We start from the raw sequence: 22,232 nt of genomic DNA on the forward strand, positions 1-22,232 counted from the left end.
AGATGGCTCGTTACACCGGTGCTGACTGCCGCCGTTGCCGGCGGGAGAAGATGAAGCTGTTCCTCAAGGGCAGCAAGTGCGATGGTCCGAAGTGCCCGTTCGAGTCCCGGCCGTTCCCGCCCGGGCAGCACGGCCGCGGCCGCACGAAGGAGACGGAGTACCTGCTCCAGCTCCGTGAGAAGCAGAAGGCCCGTCGTGTCTACGGCGTGCTGGAGAAGCAGTTCCGCGGCTACTACGAAGAGGCCGTGGGCAAGAAGGCCAAGACCGGTGAGGTTCTGCTCCAGATCCTCGAGTCGCGGCTGGACAACGTGGTCTACCGGGCCGGCTACGCCAAGTCCCGGGACATGGCCCGTCAGCTGGTCAAGCACGGTCACTTCACGGTGAACGGCAAGAAGGTCGACATCCCGTCGTACCGCGTCAAGGAGCACGACATCATCGAGGTCCGGGGCAAGAGCAAGGAGCTCACCCCGTTCATCGTCGCGCAGGCCGAGGCCGGCTCCAAGACCGTTCCGGCGTGGCTCGAGGCCATCCCCAGCCAGATGAAGGTCCTCGTGCACTCGCTCCCGGCCCGTCAGGTGATCGACACCCAGGTCCAGGAGCAGCTGATCGTCGAGCTCTACTCCAAGTAAGGGCTCGTTGCGGTGGCCCGTCCTGCGGGGCGGGCCACCGGAACAGTTGTGTGGTGGGCGTCAAATAGCGGGCGCCCCGGAAGAGAAGAGAAAAGATGCTCATCAGCCAGCGACCGTCTCTCTCCGAAGAGTCGATCAACGAGACCCGGTCCAAGTTCACCATCGAGCCGCTGGAGCCCGGCTTCGGCTACACGCTCGGCAACTCGCTCCGGCGCACGCTGCTGTCGTCCATCCCGGGCGCGGCGGTCACCTCGATCAAGATCGACGGCGTGCTGCACGAGTTCACCACGATCCCCGGTGTCAAGGAGGACGTGGTCGAGCTCGTCATGAACATCAAGGAGCTGTGCGTCAGCTCCGAGCACGACGAGCCGGTCAGCATGTACCTGCGCAAGCAGGGCCCGGGCGACGTGACCGCCGGTGACATCCAGCCCCCGGCCGGTGTCTCCGTGCACAACCCGGACCTGAAGCTCGCCACCCTCAACGGCAAGGGCCGGCTCGACATGGAGCTGACCGTCGAGCGGGGCCGGGGCTACGTCACCGCCGCGCAGAACAAGCAGGCGGGCGCCGAGATCGGCCGGATCCCGGTCGACTCGATCTACTCGCCGGTGCTCAAGGTGACCTACCGCGTCGAGGCGACCCGGGTCGAGCAGCGGACCGACTTCGACCGGCTGATCATCGACGTCGAGAGCAAGCCGTCGATGGGCCCGCGTACCGCGCTGGCCTCGGCTGGTTCGACGCTGGTGGAGCTGTTCGGGCTCGCCCGCGAGCTGGACGAGACCGCCGAGGGCATCGACATCGGGCCGTCTCCGCAGGACGCCCAGCTGGCGGCGGACCTGGCTCTGCCGATCGAGGAGCTGGACCTGACCGTCCGCTCCTACAACTGCCTCAAGCGCGAGGGCATCAACTCCGTTGGTGAGCTGATCGGGCGTACCGAGGCCGACCTCCTCGACATCCGCAACTTCGGTCAGAAGTCGATCGACGAGGTCAAGATGAAGCTCGCCGGGATGGGCCTGGGGCTGAAGGACTCGGCTCCGAACTTCGACCCGGCGCACGTCGTGGACGCCTTCGGCGAGGCCGACTACGACACCGACGACTACCGCGAGACCGAGCAGCTCTAGTCCGCGCTGCCGCCATACCTGAGGAGCACCAAGCATGCCCACGCCCACCAAGGGCCCCCGCCTCGGCGGCAGCCCCGCGCACGAGCGGCTGATGCTGGCCAACCTGGCCACCGCGCTGTTCCAGCACGGCAAGATCCAGACCACCGAGACGAAGGCCCGGCGGCTCCGTCCGCTGGCCGAGCAGCTCATCACCAAGGCCAAGCGCGGCGACCTCGCCTCGCGCCGCCGGGTGCTGGGCGTCGTCAAGGACAAGGACGTGGTCTACTCCCTGTTCGACCAGATCGCGCCCCGGTACGCCAACCGCAACGGTGGCTACACCCGGATCGTGAAGACCGGTCCGCGCAAGGGCGACGCCGCTCCGATGGCGATCATCGAGCTGGTCGAGGAGCTTGCGGTCGCCGAGCCGAAGGCGAACAAGAAGACCGCCGCCCGCAAGGCCGCCCAGCAGGACAAGGTCGAGGCCCTGGCCCCGGCCGAGGAGGCCCCCAAGGCCAGCGCCGGTGACCAGGACGCCGAGGCTCCGGTCTCCGCCTCCGGTGACACCGCCGCCGCCCGCGAGGACAGCGACGAGGCCGCCGAGAACAACAAGGCCTGATCGCCGGCAGCATCGACGGGCCCGGCATCCCCACGGGGGTGCCGGGCCCGTCGCCGTCAACGGGAGGTACGAGGTGGACGAGCGGACCCGGCTGCGGCTGGACGTCTCGTACGACGGCACCGACTTCTCCGGATGGGCCCCCCAGCCCACCCGGCGTACGGTCGCCGGAGTGCTCATGGAGACGCTGGACCTGGTGCTCGGCGCGGGCACGGTCACCGGCCTGACCGTGGCCGGGCGGACCGACGCCGGGGTGCACGCCACCGGGCAGGTCTGCCACCTGGACCTGCCGACCGAGGTGTGGCGCGCGCACGAGGGGCGGCTGCTGCGCCGGCTGGCCCGACTGCTCCCGCCGGACGCCCGGGTACGCGCGATGACCGAGGTGCCGGCCGACTTCGACGCCCGGTTCTCGGCCACGTTCCGGCGCTACGAGTACCGGGTCACCGACGCCCCGTGGGGCGCCGAGCCGCTGCGCCGGCGCGACACGCTGGCCTGGCCGAAGCCGCTCGACCTGGCGGCGCTCAACGCCGCCGCGACCGGCCTGGTGGGCGAGCACGACTTCGCCGCGTACTGCCGGCGCAAGGAGAACGCCACCACGCTGCGCGAGGTGACCCGGCTGGACTGGCGGCGTGACCCGGACGCCATCCTGGTCGCCACCGTGCAGGCCGACGCGTTCTGCCAGAACATGGTGCGCAGCCTGGTCGGCGCCATGCTCGTCGCCGGGGACGGCCGGCGGCCGGTCCAGTGGCCGGCCGGCCTGCTGACCCGCCGGGAACGGTCCAGCGAGGTCACCGTGGCGCCCGCGCACGGCCTCGCCCTGGTCGAGGTCGGCTACCCGGCCGACCCGGCGGGGTACGCCCGCCGCGCCGACCTCACCCGCCGGCTGCGGGTCCCGGTCGCCGAGGGCTGAGCCCGTCGGGTCGCGGAGGACGGGCCTGGGAGCGCCGGTTCAGTCGTCGGTGCCGTGTTGGCCGGTGCTGTCCTCGGACGGACCGCCGGTGGGCTGGCCGGCCGTGCCGCCGGCGGCCCGGTGGTCCAGCACGGTCCGGTTCAGGTGCAGCTCGATCAGGTCGTACATGATCTCGCGGGCGCCCGCGTCGTCGGTCGGGATCCGTTCCCCGTCCGCGCGGGTGACCACGCAGAAGGCCAGGTAGTGGCCGCGTACCTGCCAACCGACCCGGGCGGCGGCCTTCTCCACCGCCTCGGTGCCCTCACCCGCCGACAGGCCCCGGAACCGTCCCTGGCGGTCGTCCAGCAGTGGCCGGATCCGATCCCGTACCCGCTGGGCGCTGGCCAGGTCGGTCAGGTTGAACAGACCGGCGGTGAGCAGGTGGTCGCCGTCGGGGGAGCGGAGCGTGCCCCGGACGACCTGGTTGCACCCGAGCCGGACCAGCAGGTCGGCGATCTCGCCGGTGGCCGCGACCGCGCAGTCGGCGCTGGCCTGCGTCTTGAGCACCCGGTAGGCCGGTCTGCCGTCGGTGACCACCAGTTGCTTGCCCGGGAACAGCTCCTTCGCGGTGAGCGTCGCCTGGTCGGTGTCCCGGGAGTCCAGGTCGGACCGGCTCGGCGGGCCCGACTCCGGCACCGTCGCCGGTGGGGTCTGCGCGCTCGTCGGCGGCGTGTCGGCCCGCTCGTCGAGCAGCGCCGCCACGGCCAGGCCGGTGAGGGAGAGCAGGAGCAGCACGGCGGCGCCGCCGATCAGCGCCTGCCAGACCCGGCCGCCGCCGCGGCGGCCGGCCCGCCGGTTCCGCGACCGGTCGGGCAGGTCGGTGGTGCGGAACGCCGGGCTGGCCGGGACCGGCACGGTCGGGCGTGCCGTCGCGGCCGGCACCGGCTGCGGCTGCGGCGCCGGTGGCGCGGGCTGGGGCACCGGGGTGGGCTCCCGGGGCGGCGCGGGCACCGGTGCGGGTGGTGCGGGGGCGGGCGCCCGGGCGTCCTCGAGGGCCGGGCGGGTGGCCCGGGCCGGCGGCAGTGACGGCGTGGGGAAGCGGGAGGGCGACGGGCCCGCCGGTGGCGGCGTCGCGGCCACGGGCCCGACCGGGGCCGGCCCGCGCTCCGGATATTCGAGGAAGGCGTCCTCATCGGACTCGTACCGGTACACCATGTGGGATAGAGTAGGGCCGATTATCCCTTTCGGGGGGAATATCGGGAAAGTCTGACGGGGTGGCGTCGCGTCCTGCCCGCCGTACCCTCGCCCGACCCGCTGCCGGCCGGTGCGAGAATGCCCGCGTGACCGGCGACCACTACTTCACCGCTGAGCCCACGACCCCGGCCCGCCCGCGCGAGGTCGAGTTCTCCGTCGCCGGGCGCGACTACACGCTCACCTCGGCCGGCGGGGTCTTCTCCGCCGACCGGCTCGACCCGGGCACCGCCGTGCTGCTGCGCAAGGCCGACCTGCCGGCCGCCGACGCCACCGGCCCGATGCTCGACATCGGCTGCGGGTTCGGACCGATCACCTGCGTCCTGGCCACGGTCGCGCCGACCGCCCCGGTCTGGGCCGTGGACGTCAACGAACGGGCCCGCGCGCTCACCACCGCCAACGCCGCCCGCGTCGGCGCGGCCGACCGGGTCCACGCCGTCGCCCCGGACGAGCTGCCGCCGGACGTCACGTTCGCACAGATCTGGTCGAACCCGCCGATCCACATCGGCAAGGCGGAACTGCACGGCCTGCTGTTGCGCTGGCTGCCCCGGCTCACCGCGGACGGCGTGGCGTGGCTGGTCGTCGCCCGGCACCTCGGCGGCGACTCGCTGCACCGGTGGCTGGTCGAGCAGGGGTGGCAGGTGCAGCGGCACGCCAGCCAGAAGGGCTTCCGGGTGCTCCGCGTCACCCGGTAATCCGGTGTCGGCCGGGCCCCCGCCTCGGGCAGGATGCCCGCGTGGGATACGTGGACGTGGCAGGGGCCGGGCACATCCTCCCGGACGGGCGGGAACTGTTCCGGGAGGTGTCGTTCCGGGTCGGTGAGGGCGCCAAGGTGGCCCTCGTCGGGCCCAACGGCGCCGGCAAGACGACGCTGCTCCGCATGGTCGCCGGTGACCTGCCGGTGCCCACCGGCGCGATCGCCCGTGCCGGCGGGCTGGGCGTGATGCGGCAGTTCATCGGCATGATCGGTGACGACTCGACGCTCGCCGACCTGGCCCTGTCACTCGCTCCGCCGGCGCTGCGCGACGCCGGCCGCCGGCTGGTCGAGACCGAGGCGGCCATGCGGGCGGCCGAGGTCCGCGGCAAGTTCAGCTCCGCCGCCGGCAAGGCCCAGCTCGCGTACGCCGACGCGCTGGCCGCCTGGGGCGAAGCCGGCGGGTACGACGCCGAGGTGCTCTTCGACACCGTCACCACCATCGTGCTGGACCTGCCCTGGGACACCGCCCGGGACCGGCCGGTCCGGACGCTCTCCGGCGGCCAGCAGAAACGCTTCGCGCTGGAGCTGCTGCTGCGCGGCCCGGACGAGGTGCTGCTGCTCGACGAGCCGGACAACTTCCTCGACGTGCCCGGCAAGCGGTGGCTGGAGGCGCGGCTGCGGGAGTCCGGCAAGTCGGTGCTCTACGTCTCGCACGACCGGGAGCTGCTGGCGCAGACCGCCGACCGGGTGGTCGCCGTGGAGGGCGGCAGCGCCTGGGTGCACCCGGGCGGCTTCGCGAGCTGGCACGACGCGCGGGTGGCCCGGCACGCCCGCCTCGACGAACTGCGCCGGCGCTGGGACGAGGAACACCAGAAGCTGCGCGAGCTGATGCTGATGTACAAGCAGAAGGCCGCGTACAACGACGGGTTGGCCTCCCGCTACCAGGCCGCGCAGACCCGGCTGCGCAAGTTCGAGGAGGCCGGGCCGCCGCCCGTACCCCCGAAGGACCAGGACATCCGGATGCGGCTGACCGGCGGGCGGACCGGCAAGCGCGCGGTGATCGCCGAGCAGTTGGAGCTGGACGGCCTGACCTACCCGTTCGACCTGGAACTCTGGTACGGCGACCGGGTCGCGGTGCTCGGCGCGAACGGGACCGGCAAGTCGCACTTCCTGCGTTTGCTGGCCCGCGGCGGCACCGACCCGGAACCGGGCAACACGCCTGTCGACGGCGCCGCCGCGCTCGCACCGGTCGCGCACGGCGGCGTGGTGCGGCTCGGCGCCCGGGTCCGGCCGGGGCACTTCTCGCAGACCCACGACCGGCCGGAACTGATGGCGAAGACGCTGGTCGAGGTGCTGTGGCGGGGCGACGAGCACCGGGCCGGCATGGACCGGCACGCGGCCATGGCGGCGCTGTCCCGCTACGAGCTGGCCGCCCAGGGCGACCAGCGCTTCGGCACGCTCTCCGGCGGCCAGCAGGCCCGCTTCCTGGTGCTGCTGCTGGAGCTGTCCGGGGCCACGCTGCTGCTGCTCGACGAGCCGACCGACAACCTCGACCTGGCCTCCGCCGAGGCGCTGGAGGCCGGTCTGACCGCGTTCGACGGCACGGTGGTCGCGGTGACGCACGACAGGTGGTTCACCCGGACCTTCGACCGGTTCGTGCTGTTCCGGGGCGACGGGGACGTGGTGGAGACGCCGGAGCCGGTCTGGGACGTCGGATGATCGACCAGGAGCTCGTCGACCGGCTCTGCGCGGTCGACGGGGTGGTCGCGGTGGCGCTCGGCGGCAGCCGGGCCCGCGGCGAGCACCGGCCCGACTCCGACTGGGACGTCGGCCTCTACTACCGGGGTACGCCGGACGTGGCCGGGCTGCGCGCGGTGGCCGGCTCGGTCGCCGACGGCCCGGTGGACCTCACCGCACCCGGCGGCTGGGGCCCGTGGGTCGACGGCGGCGGCTGGCTGCGCGTCGGCGGGGTGGCGGTGGACTGGATCTACCGGGACCTGGGCCGCGTGCACCGGGTCTGGGCGGACTGCCGCGCCGGCCGCTACACGGTGCAGGCGCAGGCCGGGCACCCGCTCGGGTTCTACTCGCACGCGTACGCCGGGGAGGTCGCGCTCGGCCGGGTGCTGGGCGACCCGACCGGCGAGCTGACCGCGCTGCGGGCCGAAACCGTCCACTACCCGCCCGCGCTCGGCGCGGCACTGGTGGCCGGCGGCTGGGAGACCGGGCTGCTGCTCGACGGCGCGGCCAAGGGCGCGGCCGGTGGTGACGCCGGGTACGTGGCCGGGTGCCTGTTCCGGGTGATCGGGGTGCTGGCGCAGGCGCTGCACGGCCGGGCCGGGCGATGGCTGGTCAACGAGAAGGGCATGCTCGCCTCGGCCGGGCGGCTGCCGGGCGCCCCACCGGACTTCGCCGCCCGCGCGCACGGGCTGCTCGGCGCCGTGGGGCGTACCCCCGGGGAACTGGCGGCGACGGTCGACGCGGCCCGGGCGCTGGCCCGCGACGTGCTCGGCTGACGGGCCGGCGCGGCCCGGTCCGGCTCGGCCAGGCGGCGGGCTTGCGGTCGGTGGGCTCGCGGCCGTCGGCGGGTCCGGCGGGCCGCTGCAAACGTGATGGCGCGGATGAGTCACCTCAGCGGTGGCATGCGCCGGCGGTGGCCGGGTGGGTGCGCGGCGGGCGGCATAGGGTGGATCTCGTGAGTGAGATGACCTACCGTCGGCTGGGCGACTCCGGACTCGTGGTGTCCGTGGTCGGCATCGGCTGCAACAACTTCGGCCGCAAACTCGACAGCGACGGCACCCGGGCGGTGGTCGACGCCGCGCTCGACGCCGGGATCAACTTCTTCGACACCGCCGACATCTACGGCGAACCGCAGGGCGGCTCCGAGGAGCTGCTCGGTCAGGCGCTCAAGGGGCGCCGGGACGACGTGGTGGTCGCCACCAAGTTCGGCATGGACATGCACGGCGCGAACGGGCCGGACCACGGCGCCCGGGGCGCACGTCGCTACATCGCCCGCGCGGTCGAGGCGTCGCTGCGCCGGCTCGGCACCGACCACATCGACCTCTACCAGATGCACGAGCCCGACCCGGGCACGCCGATCGACGAGACGCTCGCCGCGCTGGACGACCTGGTGACCGCCGGCAAGGTGCGCTACCTCGGCAACTCCAACTTCGCCGGCTGGCAGATCGCCGACGCCGACTGGACCGCCTCGTCGCAGGGGCGTACCCGGTTCATCTCCGCGCAGAACCACTACTCGCTGCTGGAGCGGGGCGTGGAGGACGAGGTGATCCCGGCCTGCGAGCGGTTCGGCCTCGGCATGCTGCCGTTCTTCCCGCTGGCCAACGGGCTGCTCACCGGCAAGTACAAGCGCGGCGAGGCACCCCCGGCGGGCAGCCGGCTGGCCGGCGGCGGCCGGTACGCCGAGCGGCTGGCCGCGGCGCGCTGGGACACCATCGAGGCGATCGAGGCGTACGCGGCCGAGCGCGGCATCAGCATGCTCCAGGTGGCCATCGGCGGGTTGGCCGCCCGGCCGGCGGTGACCTCGGTGATCGCCGGCGCGACCACCCCCGACCAGGTACGCGCCAACGCCGACGCGGGCACCTGGCAGCCCTCCGACGAGGACCTGGACGCCCTCGACGCCCTCCTCTGACCGTCCCCACCCACCCATGGCACCCGGCGGTAGGCGCAACGCGACCGCGTCACACCACATCCGGTGGTCGTCGGCGCGGTACGCGTCGCGGTGCGCGTACACGTCGGGCAGCAGGCGGACCCACGTCGGGCCGCGCCGCATCGGCCGGGTGAGAAGGCCCTCGGCGCTCGCTCGGCCGGCTCGGAACGGCCTCGCGGACAGGTCACGCGGAACGCGGGCGTGGGGCGGCATCCCGGCAGCGTGTCGTGACCGTACGCTCACCCGCCGTCCCGCTCCGCCAGGTGGCGCGATCCTGGGAAAAACGTCATCCGGTCTTCCGTCCGGCCGGGGAGGCGTCGTACGGTAGGCCGCAAGTGACCCACGGGAGCCCGGTGTGGACCGGGCTGAGAGGGGGGCTGACAGCCCCCGACCGTCGAACCTGATCCGGGTAATGCCGGCGCAGGGAGGAGCGTTGCCGTGCCGTCCCTCGGACGACTGCATCTCATCACCGACACCCGACCGGGGCGGGATCCGCTCGGCGTGCTGCGTGCCGCCCTGCCGGTGGCCCGCGCAGAACTCGTCGTACAGGTGCGGGTGGCGGACGACGCCACCGACCGGGAGGCGTACGAGCTGGCCCGCCGGGTGGTCGAGGCGTGCCGCCCGTACGGCGCGCGCTGCCTGGTCAACGACCGGTTGCACGTGGCGCTCGCGGTGGGCGCGGCCGGTGGCCACGTCGGCGCGGACGACCTGCCGGTGACCGCCGCCCGCCGGGTGCTCGGCGTCGACGCCGTGCTCGGCGCGACCGCCCGGGCGCCGGAGACGGCCCGGGCGGCGGTCGCCGCCGGAGCGAGCTACCTGGGCGTGGGCCCCTGCCACGCCACCACCACGAAGCCGGGCCTGCCCGCGCCGATCGGCCCGGACGGGGTACGCGCGGTCGCCGGCGCGGTGACCGTTCCGGTGATCGCCATCGGTGGCGTGACCGCCGCGTCGGTGCCGGCGCTGCGGGCCGCCGGGGCGTACGGGGTGGCGGTGGTCGGGGCGCTCAGCGGGGCAGCCGACCCCGCGCGCGCCACCGCCGGGCTGCTCGGGGCGCTGACGTGTTGAGCGGGTCCCCCTTCTCTGCCGGAGGCGTTGACAGGGGGCCCGTCCTTACCGAGGTGGGGGTGGTGGGGGCGGGGCCGGTGGGGCTGGCGATCGCGTGGCGGTGCGCGCAGCGCGGGCTGCGGGTGGTGGTGTACGACGACCGGCCCGGGTCGGGCGCGTCGCGGGTGGCCGCCGGGATGCTCTCCCCGGTCGCCGAGGCGTACTTCGGTGAGCGGGAACTGACCGGGCTGCTGGTCGAGTCCGCGGCCCGGTGGCCCGGGTTCGCCGCCGAGCTGGCCGAGGCGAGCGGCGTCGACCTGGGCCACCGCACCGAGGGCACGCTGGTGGTCGGGCTCACCGCCGACGACCTGGCCGAGGCGGGGCGGCTGTGGTCGTACCAGCAGGGGTTGGGGTTGCCGATCACGCCGCTGCGCCCGTCGGCGCTGCGCGACCGCGAGCCGGCGCTGGCCACCCGGGTGCGCGGCGGCGCGGTCGCACCCGGCGACCACCAGGTCGACCCGCGTCGCCTGGTCGCCGCGCTGCGGGTCGCGGCGGAGCGGGCCGGCGTGACGTTCCGGCCGACGCGGGTCGGCGCGCTGTCCGAGGTGGACGCGCGGGTCACCGTGGTCGCGGCCGGCTGCGGCGCGGCGGCGCTGACCGGGCTGCCGGTCCGGCCGGTCAAGGGCCAGGTGCTGCGGCTCCGCGCGCCCGCCGGCGGCCCGCCGGGCTTCCGGCACGTGATCCGGGGGTACGCCGACGGCGAGCCGGTCTACCTGGTGCCCCGGGCCAGCGGCGAGGTGGTGGTCGGCGCGACAGTCGAGGAACGCGCGGACGTCGAGGTGACCGCCGGTGGCGTGCTGCGGCTGCTCCGCGCCGCCGTCGAGCTGGTTCCCGAGCTGACCGAGTACGCGCTGGTGGAGGCCGTCGCCGGGCTGCGTCCGGGCACGCCGGACAACGCGCCGGTGATCGGGGCGCTGCCCGGCCGGCCCGGCGTGCTCGCCGCCACCGGGCACCACCGGCACGGCATCGTGCTCACCCCGGTCACCGCCGACCTGGTCACCCAACTGATCGTCAGCGGCGAGCCGGACCCGGCGCTCGCCCCCTTCACCCCGGCACGGTTCGGGAAGGAGCCCCGGTGGAACTGATCGTCAACGGCACGGGACGGACGCTGCCCGACGGCGTCACGCTCGCCGAGGTGGTCCGCACGGTCACCGGGCAGCAGCGCGGCCTCGCGGTCGCGGTCAACGGCGAGGTGGTGCCGCGCGGCGGTTGGCCGGCGAGCGTGCTGCGCGACGGCGACCGCGTCGAGGTGCTCAGCGCCGCGCAGGGCGGGTGACCGGGATGTCCCTGGAGATCGGCGGCGTGCCGTTCGGCTCCCGGCTGGTGCTCGGCACCGGCGGCGCGGCCGGCCTGGACGTGCTGGAGGCGGCGGTCCGCGCGTCCGGCACCGAACTGGTGACGGTGGCGCTGCGCCGGGTCGACACCACGCCGGGCGGTCCGGGCGGCCTGCTCGACCTGCTGGAGCGGTGCGGCGTACGGCTGCTGCCGAACACGGCCGGCTGCCGGACCGCCGTGGAGGCGGTGAAGACGGCGTACCTGGCCCGGGAGGCGTTCGACACCGACTGGGTGAAGCTGGAGGTGATCGGCGACGAGCGCACGCTGCTGCCCGACGGGGTGGAGCTGCTGCGTGCCGCCGAGGAGCTGGTCGCCGACGGGTTCACCGTGCTGCCGTACACGTCGGACGATCCGGTGCTGGCCCGGCGGCTGGCCGACGTCGGCTGCGCCGCGGTCATGCCGGCCGGCTCGCCGATCGGCTCCGGCCTGGGCATCGGCAACCCGCACCACATCCGGCTGATCCGGCAGGCCGTCGACGTGCCGGTCATCCTCGACGCGGGCATCGGCACCGCCTCGGACGCCGCGCTCGCCATGGAGCTGGGCTGCGACGCGGTGCTGCTGGCCAGCGCCGTCACCCGTGCCGCCGACCCGGTGGCCATGGCCACCGCCATGCGCCACGCGGTCGAGGCCGGCCACCTGGCCCGGCACGCCGGCCGCATCCCCCGCCGCTCCCACGCGCTTGCGTCCACTCCCGACGACGGTCGGCCCGACCTGTGACCGGCGCGCGTGCCACCGTTCCCGGCGGGCGGACGCGTACCAGCATCCGCGACTGTCCGGCCGGTGTGGTGCTGCTGACCGATCGGCGCGTCGCGCGGGAGCCGCTCGTCGACGTGGTGGCGGGCGCGCTGGGTGGGGGAGTGCGGTGGGTGGTGCTGCGGGAGAAGGACCTGCCCCGCGCCGAGCGCCTCGCGCTCGCCGTCGAGCTGCGTGCGATCCTCGCCGGGGTGGGCGGCACGCTGATCGTGGCCGGCCCGGACCCGCTCGACGGCGACGCGGTGCACCTGCCGGCCGCCGGCCCGTACCCGCCGCCGCGCCTCGGGCTGGTCGGCCGTTCCTGCCACGACGCCGCCGAGCTGGCGCGACTGACCACCGAGGACTACGCGACGCTGTCCCCGGTTCTCCCCACCCGCTCCAAACCCGGCTACGGGCCGCCCCTGGGCCCGGAAGGGCTGCGCGAGCTGGTCGCGGCCAGCCCGGTGCCGGTGCTCGCGCTCGGCGGCATCGAGACCCCGGACCACGTGAGCGCGTGCGTCGACGCGGGCGCGGTCGGCGTCGCCGTGCTCGGCGCGCTCATGCGCGCACCCGACCCGGCGGCGACCGCCGCCACGCTGGGCAGCGCCTTCGAGGAGGCGGCCCCCACCGCAACCAGAGAAGGAACGCAGTGACGCCGCAGGTAGTCCTCACCATCGCCGGTTCCGACTCCGGTGGCGGCGCCGGCATCCAGGCAGACCTGAAGACGTTCGCCGCGCTCGGCGCGTACGGCACGAGCGTGCTCACGGCCGTCACCGCGCAGAACACGCGCGGCGTGGACGCGGTGCTGCCGCTGCCCCCGCAGACCGTCCGCGACCAACTCGACAGTGTGCTCGGCGACTTCGACGTCCGGGCCGTGAAGACCGGCATGCTCGGCACGCCGGCGGTCGCCGAGGTGGTGGCCGGGGCGGCCCGGGACGGCCGGCTGCCCCGGCTCGTCGTCGACCCGGTGCTGGTGGCCACCAGCGGGCACCGGCTCGGCGTGGCGGAGGCGGTCGAGCGGCTGCTGCCGTACGCCGAGGTGGCGACGCCGAACTGCGCGGAGGCCGCGGCCCTCACCGGACGCCCGGTCGGCACGGTCGAGGAGATGGTCGCCGCGGCCGAGGCGCTTGCCGCGCGCGGGCCGGCGTTCGTGGTGGTGACCGGCGGCGACGTCGACGCGGCCGGCGAGTCGGTGGACGTGCTGGCCGGCGGCGGCACCATCCGACTGCTGCGCGCGCCCCGGGTGGACACCCGGCACCACCACGGCACCGGCTGTTCGTTCGCCGCCGCCGTCGCGGTCCGGCTGGCGGCCGGTGACGCGGTGCCGGTCGCGGTGACCGCCGCCAAGGAGTACGTGACCCGCGCGCTGACCGGCGCGCGTAGCTGGGAGCTGGGCGCGGGACGCGGCCCGCTGGACCACTTCGGATGGTCCGCTTGAGCGACAGGGAGGCTGTCATGCAGGCACGTCGCAAGGTGTACGTGGAAGGGTCGCGGCCGGACGTCCGGGTGCCGTTCGCCGAGGTGACGCTGACCGGGGACAACCCGCCGGTGCGGCTCTACGACACCTCGGGGCCGGGGTCGGACCCGGAGGTGGGGCTGCCCGCGCTGCGCGGGCCGTGGATCGCGGAACGGGGCGACGTCGCGCCGGTACGGGGCGCCGGCAGCCCGCTGGCGGGGACCCGTCCGACCCAGCTCGCGTACGCCCGGGCCGGGACCGTCACGCCGGAGATGGAGTTCGTGGCGATCCGGGAGGGGGTGACGCCGGAGTTCGTCCGAGACGAGATCGCCGCCGGCCGGGCCGTGCTGCCGCTCAACGTCAACCACCCCGAGTGCGAGCCGGCGATCATCGGTAGGGCGTTCCTGGTGAAGGTGAACGCCAACATCGGCACCTCGGCGGTGACGTCGTCGGTGGCCGAGGAGGTGGAGAAGCTGACCTGGGCCACCCGGTGGGGCGCGGACACCGTGATGGACCTGTCCACCGGCAGGCGGATCCACGAGACCCGTGAGGCGATCGTGCGCAACGCGCCGGTGCCGATCGGGACCGTGCCGATCTACCAGGCGCTGGAAAAGGTCGGCGGGGACCCGGTGAAGCTGAGCTGGGAGGTGTTCCGGGAGACCGTGGTCGAGCAGGCCGAGCAGGGCGTCGACTACATGACGGTGCATGCCGGGGTGCTGCTGCCGTACGTGCCGCTGGCCGTGGACCGGGTCACCGGCATCGTCTCCCGGGGCGGCTCGATCATGGCCGCCTGGTGCCTGGCGCACCACGAGGAGAACTTCCTCTACACCAACTTCCGGGAGCTGTGCGCGCTGCTCGCGAAGTACGACGTGACGTTCTCGCTCGGCGACGGGCTGCGCCCCGGCTCCATCGCGGACGCCAACGACGAGGCGCAGTTCGCCGAGCTGCGCACGCTCGGCGAGCTGACGAGGATCGCCTGGGAGTACGACGTGCAGGTGATGATCGAAGGCCCCGGGCACGTGCCGATGCACAAGATCAAGGAGAACGTGGACCTCCAGCAGGAGTGGTGCCACGAGGCGCCGTTCTACACGTTGGGCCCGCTGACCACCGACATCGCGCCCGCGTACGACCACATCACGTCCGCGATCGGCGCCGCCATGATCGGCATGTTCGGCACCGCGATGCTCTGTTACGTCACGCCGAAGGAGCACCTCGGGCTGCCGGACCGGGACGACGTGAAGGCGGGCGTGATCGCGTACAAGATCGCGGCGCACGCGGCCGACCTGGCCAAGGGGCACGCCGGCGCGCAGGCGTGGGACGACGCGCTCTCCCGGGCCCGGTTCGAGTTCCGCTGGGAGGACCAGTTCAACCTGGCGCTCGACCCGGAGACGGCCCGCGCGTACCACGACGCGACGCTGCCGGCCGAGCCGGCCAAGACCGCGCACTTCTGCTCGATGTGCGGGCCGAAGTTCTGCTCCATGAAGATCACCCAGGAGCTGAAGGACTACGCGGCGCGGGGCATGCGCGGCAAGTCCGACGAGTTCGTCGCCGCCGGCTCGCGGGTCTATCTGCCGCTGGCCTGAGCGTGACCGGGGCCGGGCGCGGTCCGGCCCCGGGTCGGCTCAGTCGCGGTGGTGCCGGCCGGTACGCAGGGAGCGGGCGTCGTCGGCGTTGTCGTCCGAGGCGAGACCGGCGACCCAGTCGACGTACTCGTCGTCGGTCGTGGCGCCCGGCTCGGCGGTCTCGTCGACCGGCTCCGGGTCGCCCTTGGCCCGGTTGCGTCGGAACAGCCCGCGGCGGCCCTTCGGCTTGCCGCCGGCCGTCTCGGCGTCGTCCGTCCCGGCGTGCCGCCCCCGGGACGCCTCCCGGTCGACGTTCTCCGAGCCGGGGCCGGCCTGCTCCGGGACGGTCGCGCCCGTCTTCGCGCCACCGGCCGGAGCCGGTGCGGCGCCCTCCGGAGCGGTCGGCCCGGCCGGCCGGGCGTTGGTGGCGAGCGCGTCCCACCCGGTGCTCCGACCCGGCTCGGGCAGGCCCTGATGGTGGGGACGGGGCGTCGACCCGGGCCGGGTGGCCGCGTCGTCGCCGTCCCGGCCGGTGGCCGGCGTGGTGGCGGCGGGTGGCCGGGCCGGCCGACCGGTGGCCGGCGTGATCGGCCAGGCCGGGCGCACGTCCCCGGCTCGTTCGGTCGCGTCCTCGAAGATCGGGAACCGTGGCCGGGGTGACGCGGTCACGGGCCGATCGGCCGGCTCGGGGTCGAAGAAGAAGCTGCGTGGCCTCCGGGCCGGTTCCGGCGCGTCCGTCGACTCCCCGGTTCGCGGCACGTCGGTGCCACCCGGGACCGGGCCGGTGGACCCGGCTGCGGTGGTGGCCGCGTCGGCGGCTCCGGCCGGGCCGGCGGGCCGGGTGGCCCGCACCGCGTCGGCGGCCCGGGTGACACCGGCGGTGTCGGTGGCCTCGGGACTACCTTCCGGCGTGACCGGCGTGACCGGCGTGGCGGCGGGCGGCGTGGCGGCGGTCGGGCGGGCGTCCTCGCCGGTGGAGCGCGCCGGACGGGCGCGGCCCGCGCGACCGGTCCGGGGGGCCTCGGCCGGATCACCGGTCGCATCGTCCGTGAGCGGCGTGGGCCGGGCGGCGGCGCGGCTCCGGCGGGCCCGGGTGGCGCGCGGGGCGGCCTCCGTCGGCTCGACGGTGGCGTCGGCCGTCGGCTCCGCGCCGGCCGGGATGGTGGGCTCCCCGGGGGCCGTGACCGTGGCCTTCGGGCGTGCCTTGGTCGTGGCCTTCGGGGTGATCGCGACCGCCGGTGAGCCGGCCGCCGGATCGGTGCCGGCCGCCGGCGGTGCGGGAACCGGCTCGGGAGCGCGATCCGCCGGCTCGTGGCCGCCGGCCGCCCGGGAAGCGCCGGCCCCCGGACGGGCGGTGTCGGCCCCCGTCCCGAGCGGGCCGGTCCCCGCCCCGCCGACAGTGGTCCCGCTGGCCCCCGAACCGCTGGCTGCCGGCCCGTCGGTGCCCGGCCCGGAGGTCCCCGTCCCGGGCGTGTCGGGGTCGGCCGGAGCCGGCCGGGTCGACGGCTGCGGCTCGGGGCGGCCGGCGGCGAGGACGTCGATGGCCGAGGTGCGCCGGACCGGCGGCAGCAGGCCGGGCAGCGGGGACGTGCGGGTCGGATCCTCGTCGTGCCGGGCGACGGCCGGCGCGACCGACCGGGCCTGTCGCTCGTCGTCGGCGGGCGACGCCGACCCGGCGTGCCGGGGTGCCGACGACGGCGTGACGGACCCGCCGGTCTCCGGCCAGTCCCAGTGCGCGGGGGCCGGCGCGCCGGCCGTGGTCGGCACCGGCGCGGTGGCGGCCGGCGTCGTCGGAGCGGGCGCGGTGGCCGGCAGCGGCGCGAGGATGTCGGTCGGGTCGAGGGCGTCGCCGGTGCCCGCTCGGGGCAGCATCGAGGTGGCGGTCGCGCCGAGCGCCCCGGCCGCGACCGCGATCAGCGCGCCGTAGTAGGGCGCGAGCTGGTAGCGGTCGGCCGCCGTGCCCGGACCGGCGGTCAGGTAGGCGAACGCCACCAGCACCGGCCCGGCCGCGCCGGCCGCGCCGCCGACCAGTGGCGGATGCCCGGCCCGGCGGGCCAGCACACCGATCGCGCCGCCCGCGAGCAGGGCCAGCGTGGGTAGCAGCAGCATGGCCAGGCGTTGCGCCGCCGGGGCGCCCAGCCAGGACGGTTCGAGGACACCGAGGCGTACGGTGGCCAGCGACCGGTTGGCGACGATCGTGGGTGCGACGGAGAGCAGGGCCAGCAGCCAGACGATTCCGGTGGTGATCGCGACGCCCCAGCCGAACGGCGGCTTGAGCAGCACGGCGATCGCCGCGCCCGCGCCCACCACCGCGCCGAGGACGGCACAGATGCCGGCCGCCCAGGCCGGGTCGACGGAGCCGCCCAGCTCGGCGGCGCGGGCCGGTTGCATGCAGAGCGGGGCGACCACGATCGCGCCGAGCGCGCTGACGCCGGCGATCGAGAGCAGCTCGGTGGTGCCACCGGGGAGGTCGTCCCGGCGGGCGAGGCGCTCGGTGAGCACGGCTCCGGCGACGGTGGCGACCGCGGCGAACCAGGCGACCCAGACGAGCTGGGCGGGCCACCGGTTGACCGAGGCGTCGACGAACGCGTCGTCGAGGCGGACGACTCCGAAGCCGTACGCGACGCCGAGCTGGCCGGCAGCGGCCAGCACACTCACCCCGAGCGCCGTGAGCAGCAGCCTGCCCCACGTCCGAAAGGCCATGTCGGGCACGTTACGGCCCGGTGGGGTGGTTCGCCACCTTGCCACCGCGCGGCGCGGCGAACCCGCCGTCGGCGTGGCTACTTCAGTTCGACCAGCCGGGCGAGGTAGGTGGTGTCGCCGACGTTGGTCAGCATGTGCACCGCCCCCGGGTCGCGGTAGACCACCCCGCCGGTGGGCTCGTCGGCGTCGATGGTGGTGCCGTCGATCGTCTGCACCACGTTCTTCGCACCCTGGATCGCCACCACCAGGTACGGATGGTCGTGGCGGTGCAGCGGCTGACGCTCGCCCGGCTCCAGCCGGATGTGCCAGACGCGGACCCGGTCGTTCTCGTAGACGATCTCCTGGCCCACCGGGCCGAGTTCGAGGTCGGCGTGCGGGTGGGTCATCGTGGTCCGTCCAGTTGGGGGAGCACCTCGGCGGCGATCAGCTCCACGTGGTCGAGGTCGTCGAAGTCGATCAGCCGCAGGTGCACCCGGGTGGTCCCGACCGCGGCGAACTCGCCGAGCCGGTCGACGAGCTGGGCGGGGGAGCCGACCACCGGGTCCTCCGGCGGGAGCGCGCTGGCGACGTGCAGCGGCGCGGCCCGTCGCTGCGCCTCGGCGTCGGTGCGCCCGATCGCCACCACGATGCCGGCGGAGAGCGTCAGCGGCGCGCGCCCGGACGCGTCGCGCCCGGTGCGGTCGCACGCCTCGCGGACCCGCTCGTAGGCGGCGGCCGTCTCGGCGACGTTCTTGAACGGCATGTTGAACTCGTCGGCGTACCGGGCGGCCAGCTCGGGGGTGCGCTTGGGGCCCTTGCCGCCGACGATCACCGGCGGGCCGGGCTGCTGCACCGGCTTGGGCAGTGCGGGCGCGTCGACCAGCCGGTAGTGCTCACCGGTGAAGCTGTACGTCTCGTCGGACGGGGTGCGCCACAGCCCGGTGACGATCTCCAACTGCTCGGCCAGCCTGTCGAACCGCTCGTTGACCGGCGGGAACGGGATGCCGTAAGCGGTGTGTTCCCGCTCGAACCAGCCGGCGCCGATGCCCAGCTCGACCCGGCCGCCGCTCATCCGGTCGACCTGGGCGACCATCACGGCCAGCGGCCCGGGGAGCCGGAAGGTGGCCGAGGTGACAAGCGTGCCGAGCCGGATGCGGGACGTCTCCCGGGCGAGCGCGGCGAGCGTCAGCCAGGCGTCGGTGGGGCCGGGCAGCGCCGGCTCGTCCCCCATCGACCGGTAGTGGTCGGCGCGGAAGAAGCCCTCGAAGCCGGCGTCCTCGACCAGCCGGGCGAACCGGAGCTGGTCGTCGTAGTCCGCGCCGCGGTGGGGTTCGGTGAAGACCGAGACCCGCATGCTCACCGTCCTCCCGTCGCCGCGGCCCGCGGCGGTGTCCCGGCTGGTGCGGCCGGCGGTCCCGCCGGGCCGGCCGACGCGGGTACGCCGGGGGCGTCCCGCTCCATCAGCAGTTCGTGCAGCTCGGCGCTGATCCGGGCGACGTCGGCCAGGTGCGCGTGCCGGCCCAGGGTGCGGGGCCGGGGCACGGCCACCTCGACCACCTCGCGGATCCGGCCGGGTCGCGGGCTGAGCACGACCACCCGGTCGGCCAGCAGCACCGCCTCGTCGATCGAGTGGGTGACGAAGACGATGGTCGCCTTCGTGTCCATGTGCACCCGTTGCAGCTCGCCGGAGAGTTCCTCCCGGGTGAGCGCGTCGAGCGCGGAGAACGGCTCGTCCATCAGCATCACGCGGGGCGAGCCGATCAGCGACCGGCAGAGCGAGACCCGCTGCTGCATGCCGCCGGACAGCTCGTGCGGGAGGCGCTTCTCGAAGCCGCCCAGCCCGGCCATCTCCAGCAGCGCCCGGGCCCGGTCGCGGTGCTTCGCCCGGCTCCAGCCGAAGATCTCCACCGGGAGCAGCACGTTGTCGAGCACCGTGCGCCAGGGCAGCAGCGCCGGCCGCTGGAACAGCATGGCGACGTCCTGGCGGGGCTTCGTGATCGGGGTGCCGGCCACGGTGATCTCGCCGGCGGTCGCCGGCAGCAGACCGGCGACCATGCGCAGCAGGGTGGACTTCCCGCAGCCGGAACGACCGAGGACGGCGACGAACTCACCCTCGGCGACGTCGAGGTCGATGCCGCGCAGCGCCTCCACCCGCCCCGAGCGGCCGTCGAAGGTGCGGGACACCCCGGACAGTCGGATCATCTCCCGCCGGCTCCCTTCCCGCGTCGTCCGAATGCGAATCCGGCTAGCGTAGCGGGGCTCATCCCCGGCCTCCGTCGGGGGTGGACGCTGCGCCACCCCCCTTATGCACGTTCGTTTCCGTTCCGCAACCCGGACGGTTGCTGCGCGTCATCTGGCTTCTCGTACGCTGTTGCGCGCGAAGAGTCCCCTCGCGACGGTCCGGTCGGCCGACCCCCCTGCCGACCCCGTCGGACCCACGACCCGACCGGCGATGAAGCCCTGGTCGGAAAGGACATGGTGCACTGATGAGAAGGTTGACCCGTACGGTCGCCGCGGCGGCGCTGGCGACCGCACTCGCCCTCGTCGGCGGTTGCAGCAGCGACTCGGACAAGTCCGAGGGCGGCGGCGGCAACGGCGCGGCGCTGGAGAAGGTGACCTACCTCACCTCGTTCGGCAACTTCGGCCGTGACTCCTACGCCTGGGTGGCGAAGGACAAGGGCTTCTTCAAGGAGGCCGGCTTCGACGTCGACATCAAGCCCGGCCAGGGCACCGGTTCCGTCATCCAGACAATCACCGGCGGCCAGGCCGACTTCGGCCCGATCGACCTGACCGGCGGCATCCTCCAGCTCGGCAACGGCCAGGCCAAGGACTTCGTCGCGGTGGCCGCGATCCAGCAGCGCACCATGGCCGCCATCGTCACGGTCGAGGGCAAGAACATCGCCACGCCGAAGGACCTGGAGGGCAAGAAGCTCGCCGACACCCCGACCTCCGTCGTGCGCAACCTCTTCCCCACGTACGCCCGGCTGGCCGGCATCGACAACAGCAAGGTGACCTGGGTCAACGGTGAGGCGCAGGGCCTGATCGGCATGCTGGGCTCCGGCTCGGTGGACGGCATCGGCCAGTTCGTCGTCGGTCAGCCCACCGTCGAGGTGGTGACCAAGAAGAAGCCGGTCGTGCTGCCGTACAGCAACGTGATGCAGGACCTCTACGGCAACGCGCTGATCACCTCCTCCAAGATCGCCAAGGAGAAGCCGGAGATGGTGAAGAAGTTCACCGCCGCGCTGCTCAAGGGCCTGGAGTACGCGCTGGAGCACCCGGACGAGGCGGGCGAGATCCTGAAGAAGAACGTGCCGGCCGCCGTTCCGGCCGCGTCCGCCGCCGAGCTTCGGCTGATGGCCGCGTACGTCCGGTCCAGCAACTCCGGCACCGCGATCGGCACGCTGGACAGCGGCCGGGTGGCCAAGAGCATCGCGCTGCTCCAGGGCGCGGGCGCGCTGAAGCAGAACCTCACTCCCGACCAGGTCATCGACTTCGACCTCGCGCCGAAGGCCTGACCGGTCGGCTCGGGACCACGGGGGTGCGACCCGCCGGGACACCCGGTGGGCGCACCCCCTTCGCGTGCCGGTCGTGCCGACCGGCCGGAGAAGGAGGACACGTTGACGCAGTTGACCGAGGCCCGGCCGGGGGCGCCGGCGGAGCCGGCCCCGGCGGCGCGCGCCCGGCGCGGTCGGGGCGTACCCCCGGCGGCGGTCGGCCTGCCGCTGCTCGGGCTGGTCATCGCGGTGGCCGCCTGGTGGCTGGTCACGTCGGTGCTGCACCTGGTGCACCCGGTCGCGCTGCCGCCGCCGCAGGCGGTGGCCCGCTCGCTCGTCGCCACCACCGACGTGCTGCTGCCCGCGCTGGGGATCACCACCTGGATGACGCTCTCGGGCTTCCTGCTCTCGTCGGTCGTCGGCGTGCTGATCGGGATGGCGCTGGCCGCGTCCCGCCGGGTGGAGCGGATGTTCGCGCCGCTGCTGGTGGCGGTGAACGCGGTCCCGAAGATCGCCTTCGGCCCGCTGCTCGTGGTGGCCGTGGGATTCGGCCAGAAGCCCATCCTGACCATGGTGTTCCTGCTCTGCTTCTTCCCGATCGTGCTCTCCACCGCCACCGGGCTGACCACCACCCCGGCCGACCTGGCGGAGCTGGGCCGGTCGCTCAACGCCTCCTGGTGGCAGGCGTTCCGCAAGGTGCGCCTGCCGGCCGCGCTGCCGCAGATCTTCGTCGGCCTCAAGGTGGCCATGCCGCTGGCCGCGATCGGCGCCGTGATCGGGGAGTTCTACTCGGACCGGCCCGGCCTGGGCTACCAGATCCTCCAGTACAACGGCGTGGGCGACACGGCGACCGCGTGGGCGGCCATCATGCTGGTCGCGCTGATGAGCATCGTGCTCTACGCGGCCCTGAGCGCGATCGAGCGGTTCGCCCTGCCGTGGGTGCGCGCCACCACCTCCGCCCGCTGACCGGGTGGCCCCACCGCAACCGGCGCAGGGATCAAGCCTGACCGCCCGGAGCCGGTTGCGG

At 74.6% G+C, this 22,232-nt stretch carries 22 protein-coding genes and 1 riboswitch; of the genes, 17 read left to right on the forward strand and 5 right to left on the reverse strand.

Features of this window, described 5'->3' with window-relative positions; all coding sequences use genetic code 11:
• The first annotated feature begins 2 nt into the window (after nt 1-2).
• The 4 genes from rpsD to truA all read left to right on the forward strand — a co-directional run bounded on the left by rpsD (nt 3) and on the right by truA (nt 3,249).
• On the forward strand, nt 3-629 hold the full coding sequence (gene rpsD, locus VKK44_RS01715; protein ID WP_091290324.1) for a 30S ribosomal protein S4: 627 nt from the start codon (nt 3-5) through the stop codon (nt 627-629).
• 95 nt (nt 630-724) lie between these two features.
• A complete protein-coding gene (locus VKK44_RS01720; protein WP_343445075.1) occupies nt 725-1,747 on the forward strand; it encodes a DNA-directed RNA polymerase subunit alpha in 1,023 nt (340 codons plus the stop codon).
• Nucleotides 1,748-1,781: 34 nt separating this feature from the next.
• A complete protein-coding gene (gene rplQ / locus VKK44_RS01725; RefSeq protein ID WP_343445077.1) occupies nt 1,782-2,342 on the forward strand; it encodes a 50S ribosomal protein L17 in 561 nt (186 codons plus the stop codon).
• A gap of 73 nt (nt 2,343-2,415) precedes the next feature.
• The gene (gene truA, locus VKK44_RS01730) at nt 2,416-3,249 is read left to right on the forward strand and encodes a tRNA pseudouridine(38-40) synthase TruA (protein WP_343445078.1); all 834 of its coding nucleotides are present in this window, start codon (nt 2,416-2,418) and stop codon (nt 3,247-3,249) included.
• Between the two features lie 39 nt (nt 3,250-3,288).
• Here truA and VKK44_RS01735 read toward each other — a convergent pair whose 3' ends face one another.
• Nucleotides 3,289-4,443, reverse strand: coding sequence for a hypothetical protein (locus VKK44_RS01735; RefSeq protein WP_343445079.1), 1,155 nt, complete (start codon nt 4,441-4,443; stop codon nt 3,289-3,291).
• Between the two features lie 125 nt (nt 4,444-4,568).
• Here VKK44_RS01735 and VKK44_RS01740 point away from each other — a divergent pair, with 125 nt between their 5' ends.
• The 11 genes from VKK44_RS01740 to thiC all read left to right on the forward strand — a co-directional run bounded on the left by VKK44_RS01740 (nt 4,569) and on the right by thiC (nt 15,050).
• On the forward strand, nt 4,569-5,174 hold the full coding sequence (locus VKK44_RS01740; RefSeq protein ID WP_343445081.1) for a class I SAM-dependent methyltransferase: 606 nt from the start codon (nt 4,569-4,571) through the stop codon (nt 5,172-5,174).
• Between the two features lie 41 nt (nt 5,175-5,215).
• Nucleotides 5,216-6,895, forward strand: a complete 1,680-nt coding sequence (locus VKK44_RS01745; RefSeq protein ID WP_343445082.1) for an ABC-F family ATP-binding cassette domain-containing protein — start codon at nt 5,216-5,218, stop codon at nt 6,893-6,895.
• Nucleotides 6,892-7,689 (forward strand): nucleotidyltransferase domain-containing protein, encoded by a 798-nt coding sequence (locus tag VKK44_RS01750; RefSeq protein WP_343445084.1) that lies wholly within the window; start codon nt 6,892-6,894, stop codon nt 7,687-7,689. The genes VKK44_RS01745 and VKK44_RS01750 overlap by 4 nt, the downstream gene beginning before the upstream one ends.
• A 170-nt stretch (nt 7,690-7,859) precedes the next feature.
• Nucleotides 7,860-8,822 (forward strand): aldo/keto reductase, encoded by a 963-nt coding sequence (locus tag VKK44_RS01755; protein WP_343445086.1) that lies wholly within the window; start codon nt 7,860-7,862, stop codon nt 8,820-8,822.
• A gap of 350 nt (nt 8,823-9,172) precedes the next feature.
• Nucleotides 9,173-9,284: riboswitch (TPP riboswitch) on the forward strand.
• On the forward strand, nt 9,279-9,905 hold the full coding sequence (thiE, locus tag VKK44_RS01760) for a thiamine phosphate synthase (RefSeq protein ID WP_343445088.1): 627 nt from the start codon (nt 9,279-9,281) through the stop codon (nt 9,903-9,905). It overlaps the preceding riboswitch by 6 nt.
• Nucleotides 9,899-11,029 carry a glycine oxidase ThiO gene (thiO, locus tag VKK44_RS01765; protein ID WP_343445090.1) on the forward strand — a complete coding sequence of 377 codons (1,131 nt, stop codon included), beginning with the start codon at nt 9,899-9,901 and terminating at the stop codon, nt 11,027-11,029. Before thiE ends, thiO begins: the two co-directional genes overlap by 7 nt.
• The gene (gene thiS, locus VKK44_RS01770) at nt 11,020-11,220 is read left to right on the forward strand and encodes a sulfur carrier protein ThiS (RefSeq protein ID WP_343445091.1); all 201 of its coding nucleotides are present in this window, start codon (nt 11,020-11,022) and stop codon (nt 11,218-11,220) included. The genes thiO and thiS overlap by 10 nt, the downstream gene beginning before the upstream one ends.
• Before the next feature lie 5 nt (nt 11,221-11,225).
• Nucleotides 11,226-11,996, forward strand: a complete 771-nt coding sequence (locus tag VKK44_RS01775; RefSeq protein ID WP_458351649.1) for a thiazole synthase — start codon at nt 11,226-11,228, stop codon at nt 11,994-11,996.
• The gene (locus VKK44_RS01780; protein WP_458351594.1) at nt 11,993-12,664 is read left to right on the forward strand and encodes a thiamine phosphate synthase; all 672 of its coding nucleotides are present in this window, start codon (nt 11,993-11,995) and stop codon (nt 12,662-12,664) included. Before VKK44_RS01775 ends, VKK44_RS01780 begins: the two co-directional genes overlap by 4 nt.
• Nucleotides 12,661-13,449, forward strand: a complete 789-nt coding sequence (thiD, locus tag VKK44_RS01785; RefSeq protein ID WP_343445093.1) for a bifunctional hydroxymethylpyrimidine kinase/phosphomethylpyrimidine kinase — start codon at nt 12,661-12,663, stop codon at nt 13,447-13,449. The genes VKK44_RS01780 and thiD overlap by 4 nt, the downstream gene beginning before the upstream one ends.
• Before the next feature lie 17 nt (nt 13,450-13,466).
• Entirely contained in the window at nt 13,467-15,050 is a 1,584-nt protein-coding gene (gene thiC, locus VKK44_RS01790) for a phosphomethylpyrimidine synthase ThiC (protein WP_343445094.1), read from the forward strand.
• Between the two features lie 39 nt (nt 15,051-15,089).
• Here the strand turns inward: thiC and VKK44_RS01795 are convergent, their stop codons facing one another.
• The 4 genes from VKK44_RS01795 to VKK44_RS01810 form a co-directional block, all read right to left on the reverse strand.
• Complete coding sequence (locus VKK44_RS01795; protein WP_343445095.1) at nt 15,090-17,732, reverse strand: hypothetical protein; 2,643 nt, start codon at nt 17,730-17,732, stop codon at nt 15,090-15,092.
• Nucleotides 17,733-17,809: 77 nt separating this feature from the next.
• The gene (locus VKK44_RS01800; protein ID WP_343445097.1) at nt 17,810-18,118 is read right to left on the reverse strand and encodes a cupin domain-containing protein; all 309 of its coding nucleotides are present in this window, start codon (nt 18,116-18,118) and stop codon (nt 17,810-17,812) included.
• On the reverse strand, nt 18,115-19,065 hold the full coding sequence (locus tag VKK44_RS01805) for an LLM class F420-dependent oxidoreductase (protein ID WP_343445098.1): 951 nt from the start codon (nt 19,063-19,065) through the stop codon (nt 18,115-18,117). Before VKK44_RS01805 ends, VKK44_RS01800 begins: the two co-directional genes overlap by 4 nt.
• 2 nt (nt 19,066-19,067) lie before the next feature.
• A complete protein-coding gene (locus VKK44_RS01810) occupies nt 19,068-19,913 on the reverse strand; it encodes an ABC transporter ATP-binding protein (protein ID WP_343445100.1) in 846 nt (281 codons plus the stop codon).
• 284 nt (nt 19,914-20,197) lie between these two features.
• Between VKK44_RS01810 and VKK44_RS01815 the strand changes: the two genes are divergently transcribed.
• Both VKK44_RS01815 and VKK44_RS01820 read left to right on the forward strand, forming a co-directional pair.
• Complete coding sequence (locus VKK44_RS01815) at nt 20,198-21,226, forward strand: ABC transporter substrate-binding protein (protein WP_343445101.1); 1,029 nt, start codon at nt 20,198-20,200, stop codon at nt 21,224-21,226.
• Nucleotides 21,227-21,328: 102 nt separating this feature from the next.
• Complete coding sequence (locus tag VKK44_RS01820) at nt 21,329-22,171, forward strand: ABC transporter permease (protein WP_343445103.1); 843 nt, start codon at nt 21,329-21,331, stop codon at nt 22,169-22,171.
• The last annotated feature ends 61 nt before the right edge of the window (nt 22,172-22,232 follow it).

It is taken from the genome of Micromonospora sp. DSM 45708 (genome assembly GCF_039566955.1).
Classification (GTDB): domain Bacteria; phylum Actinomycetota; class Actinomycetes; order Mycobacteriales; family Micromonosporaceae; genus Micromonospora.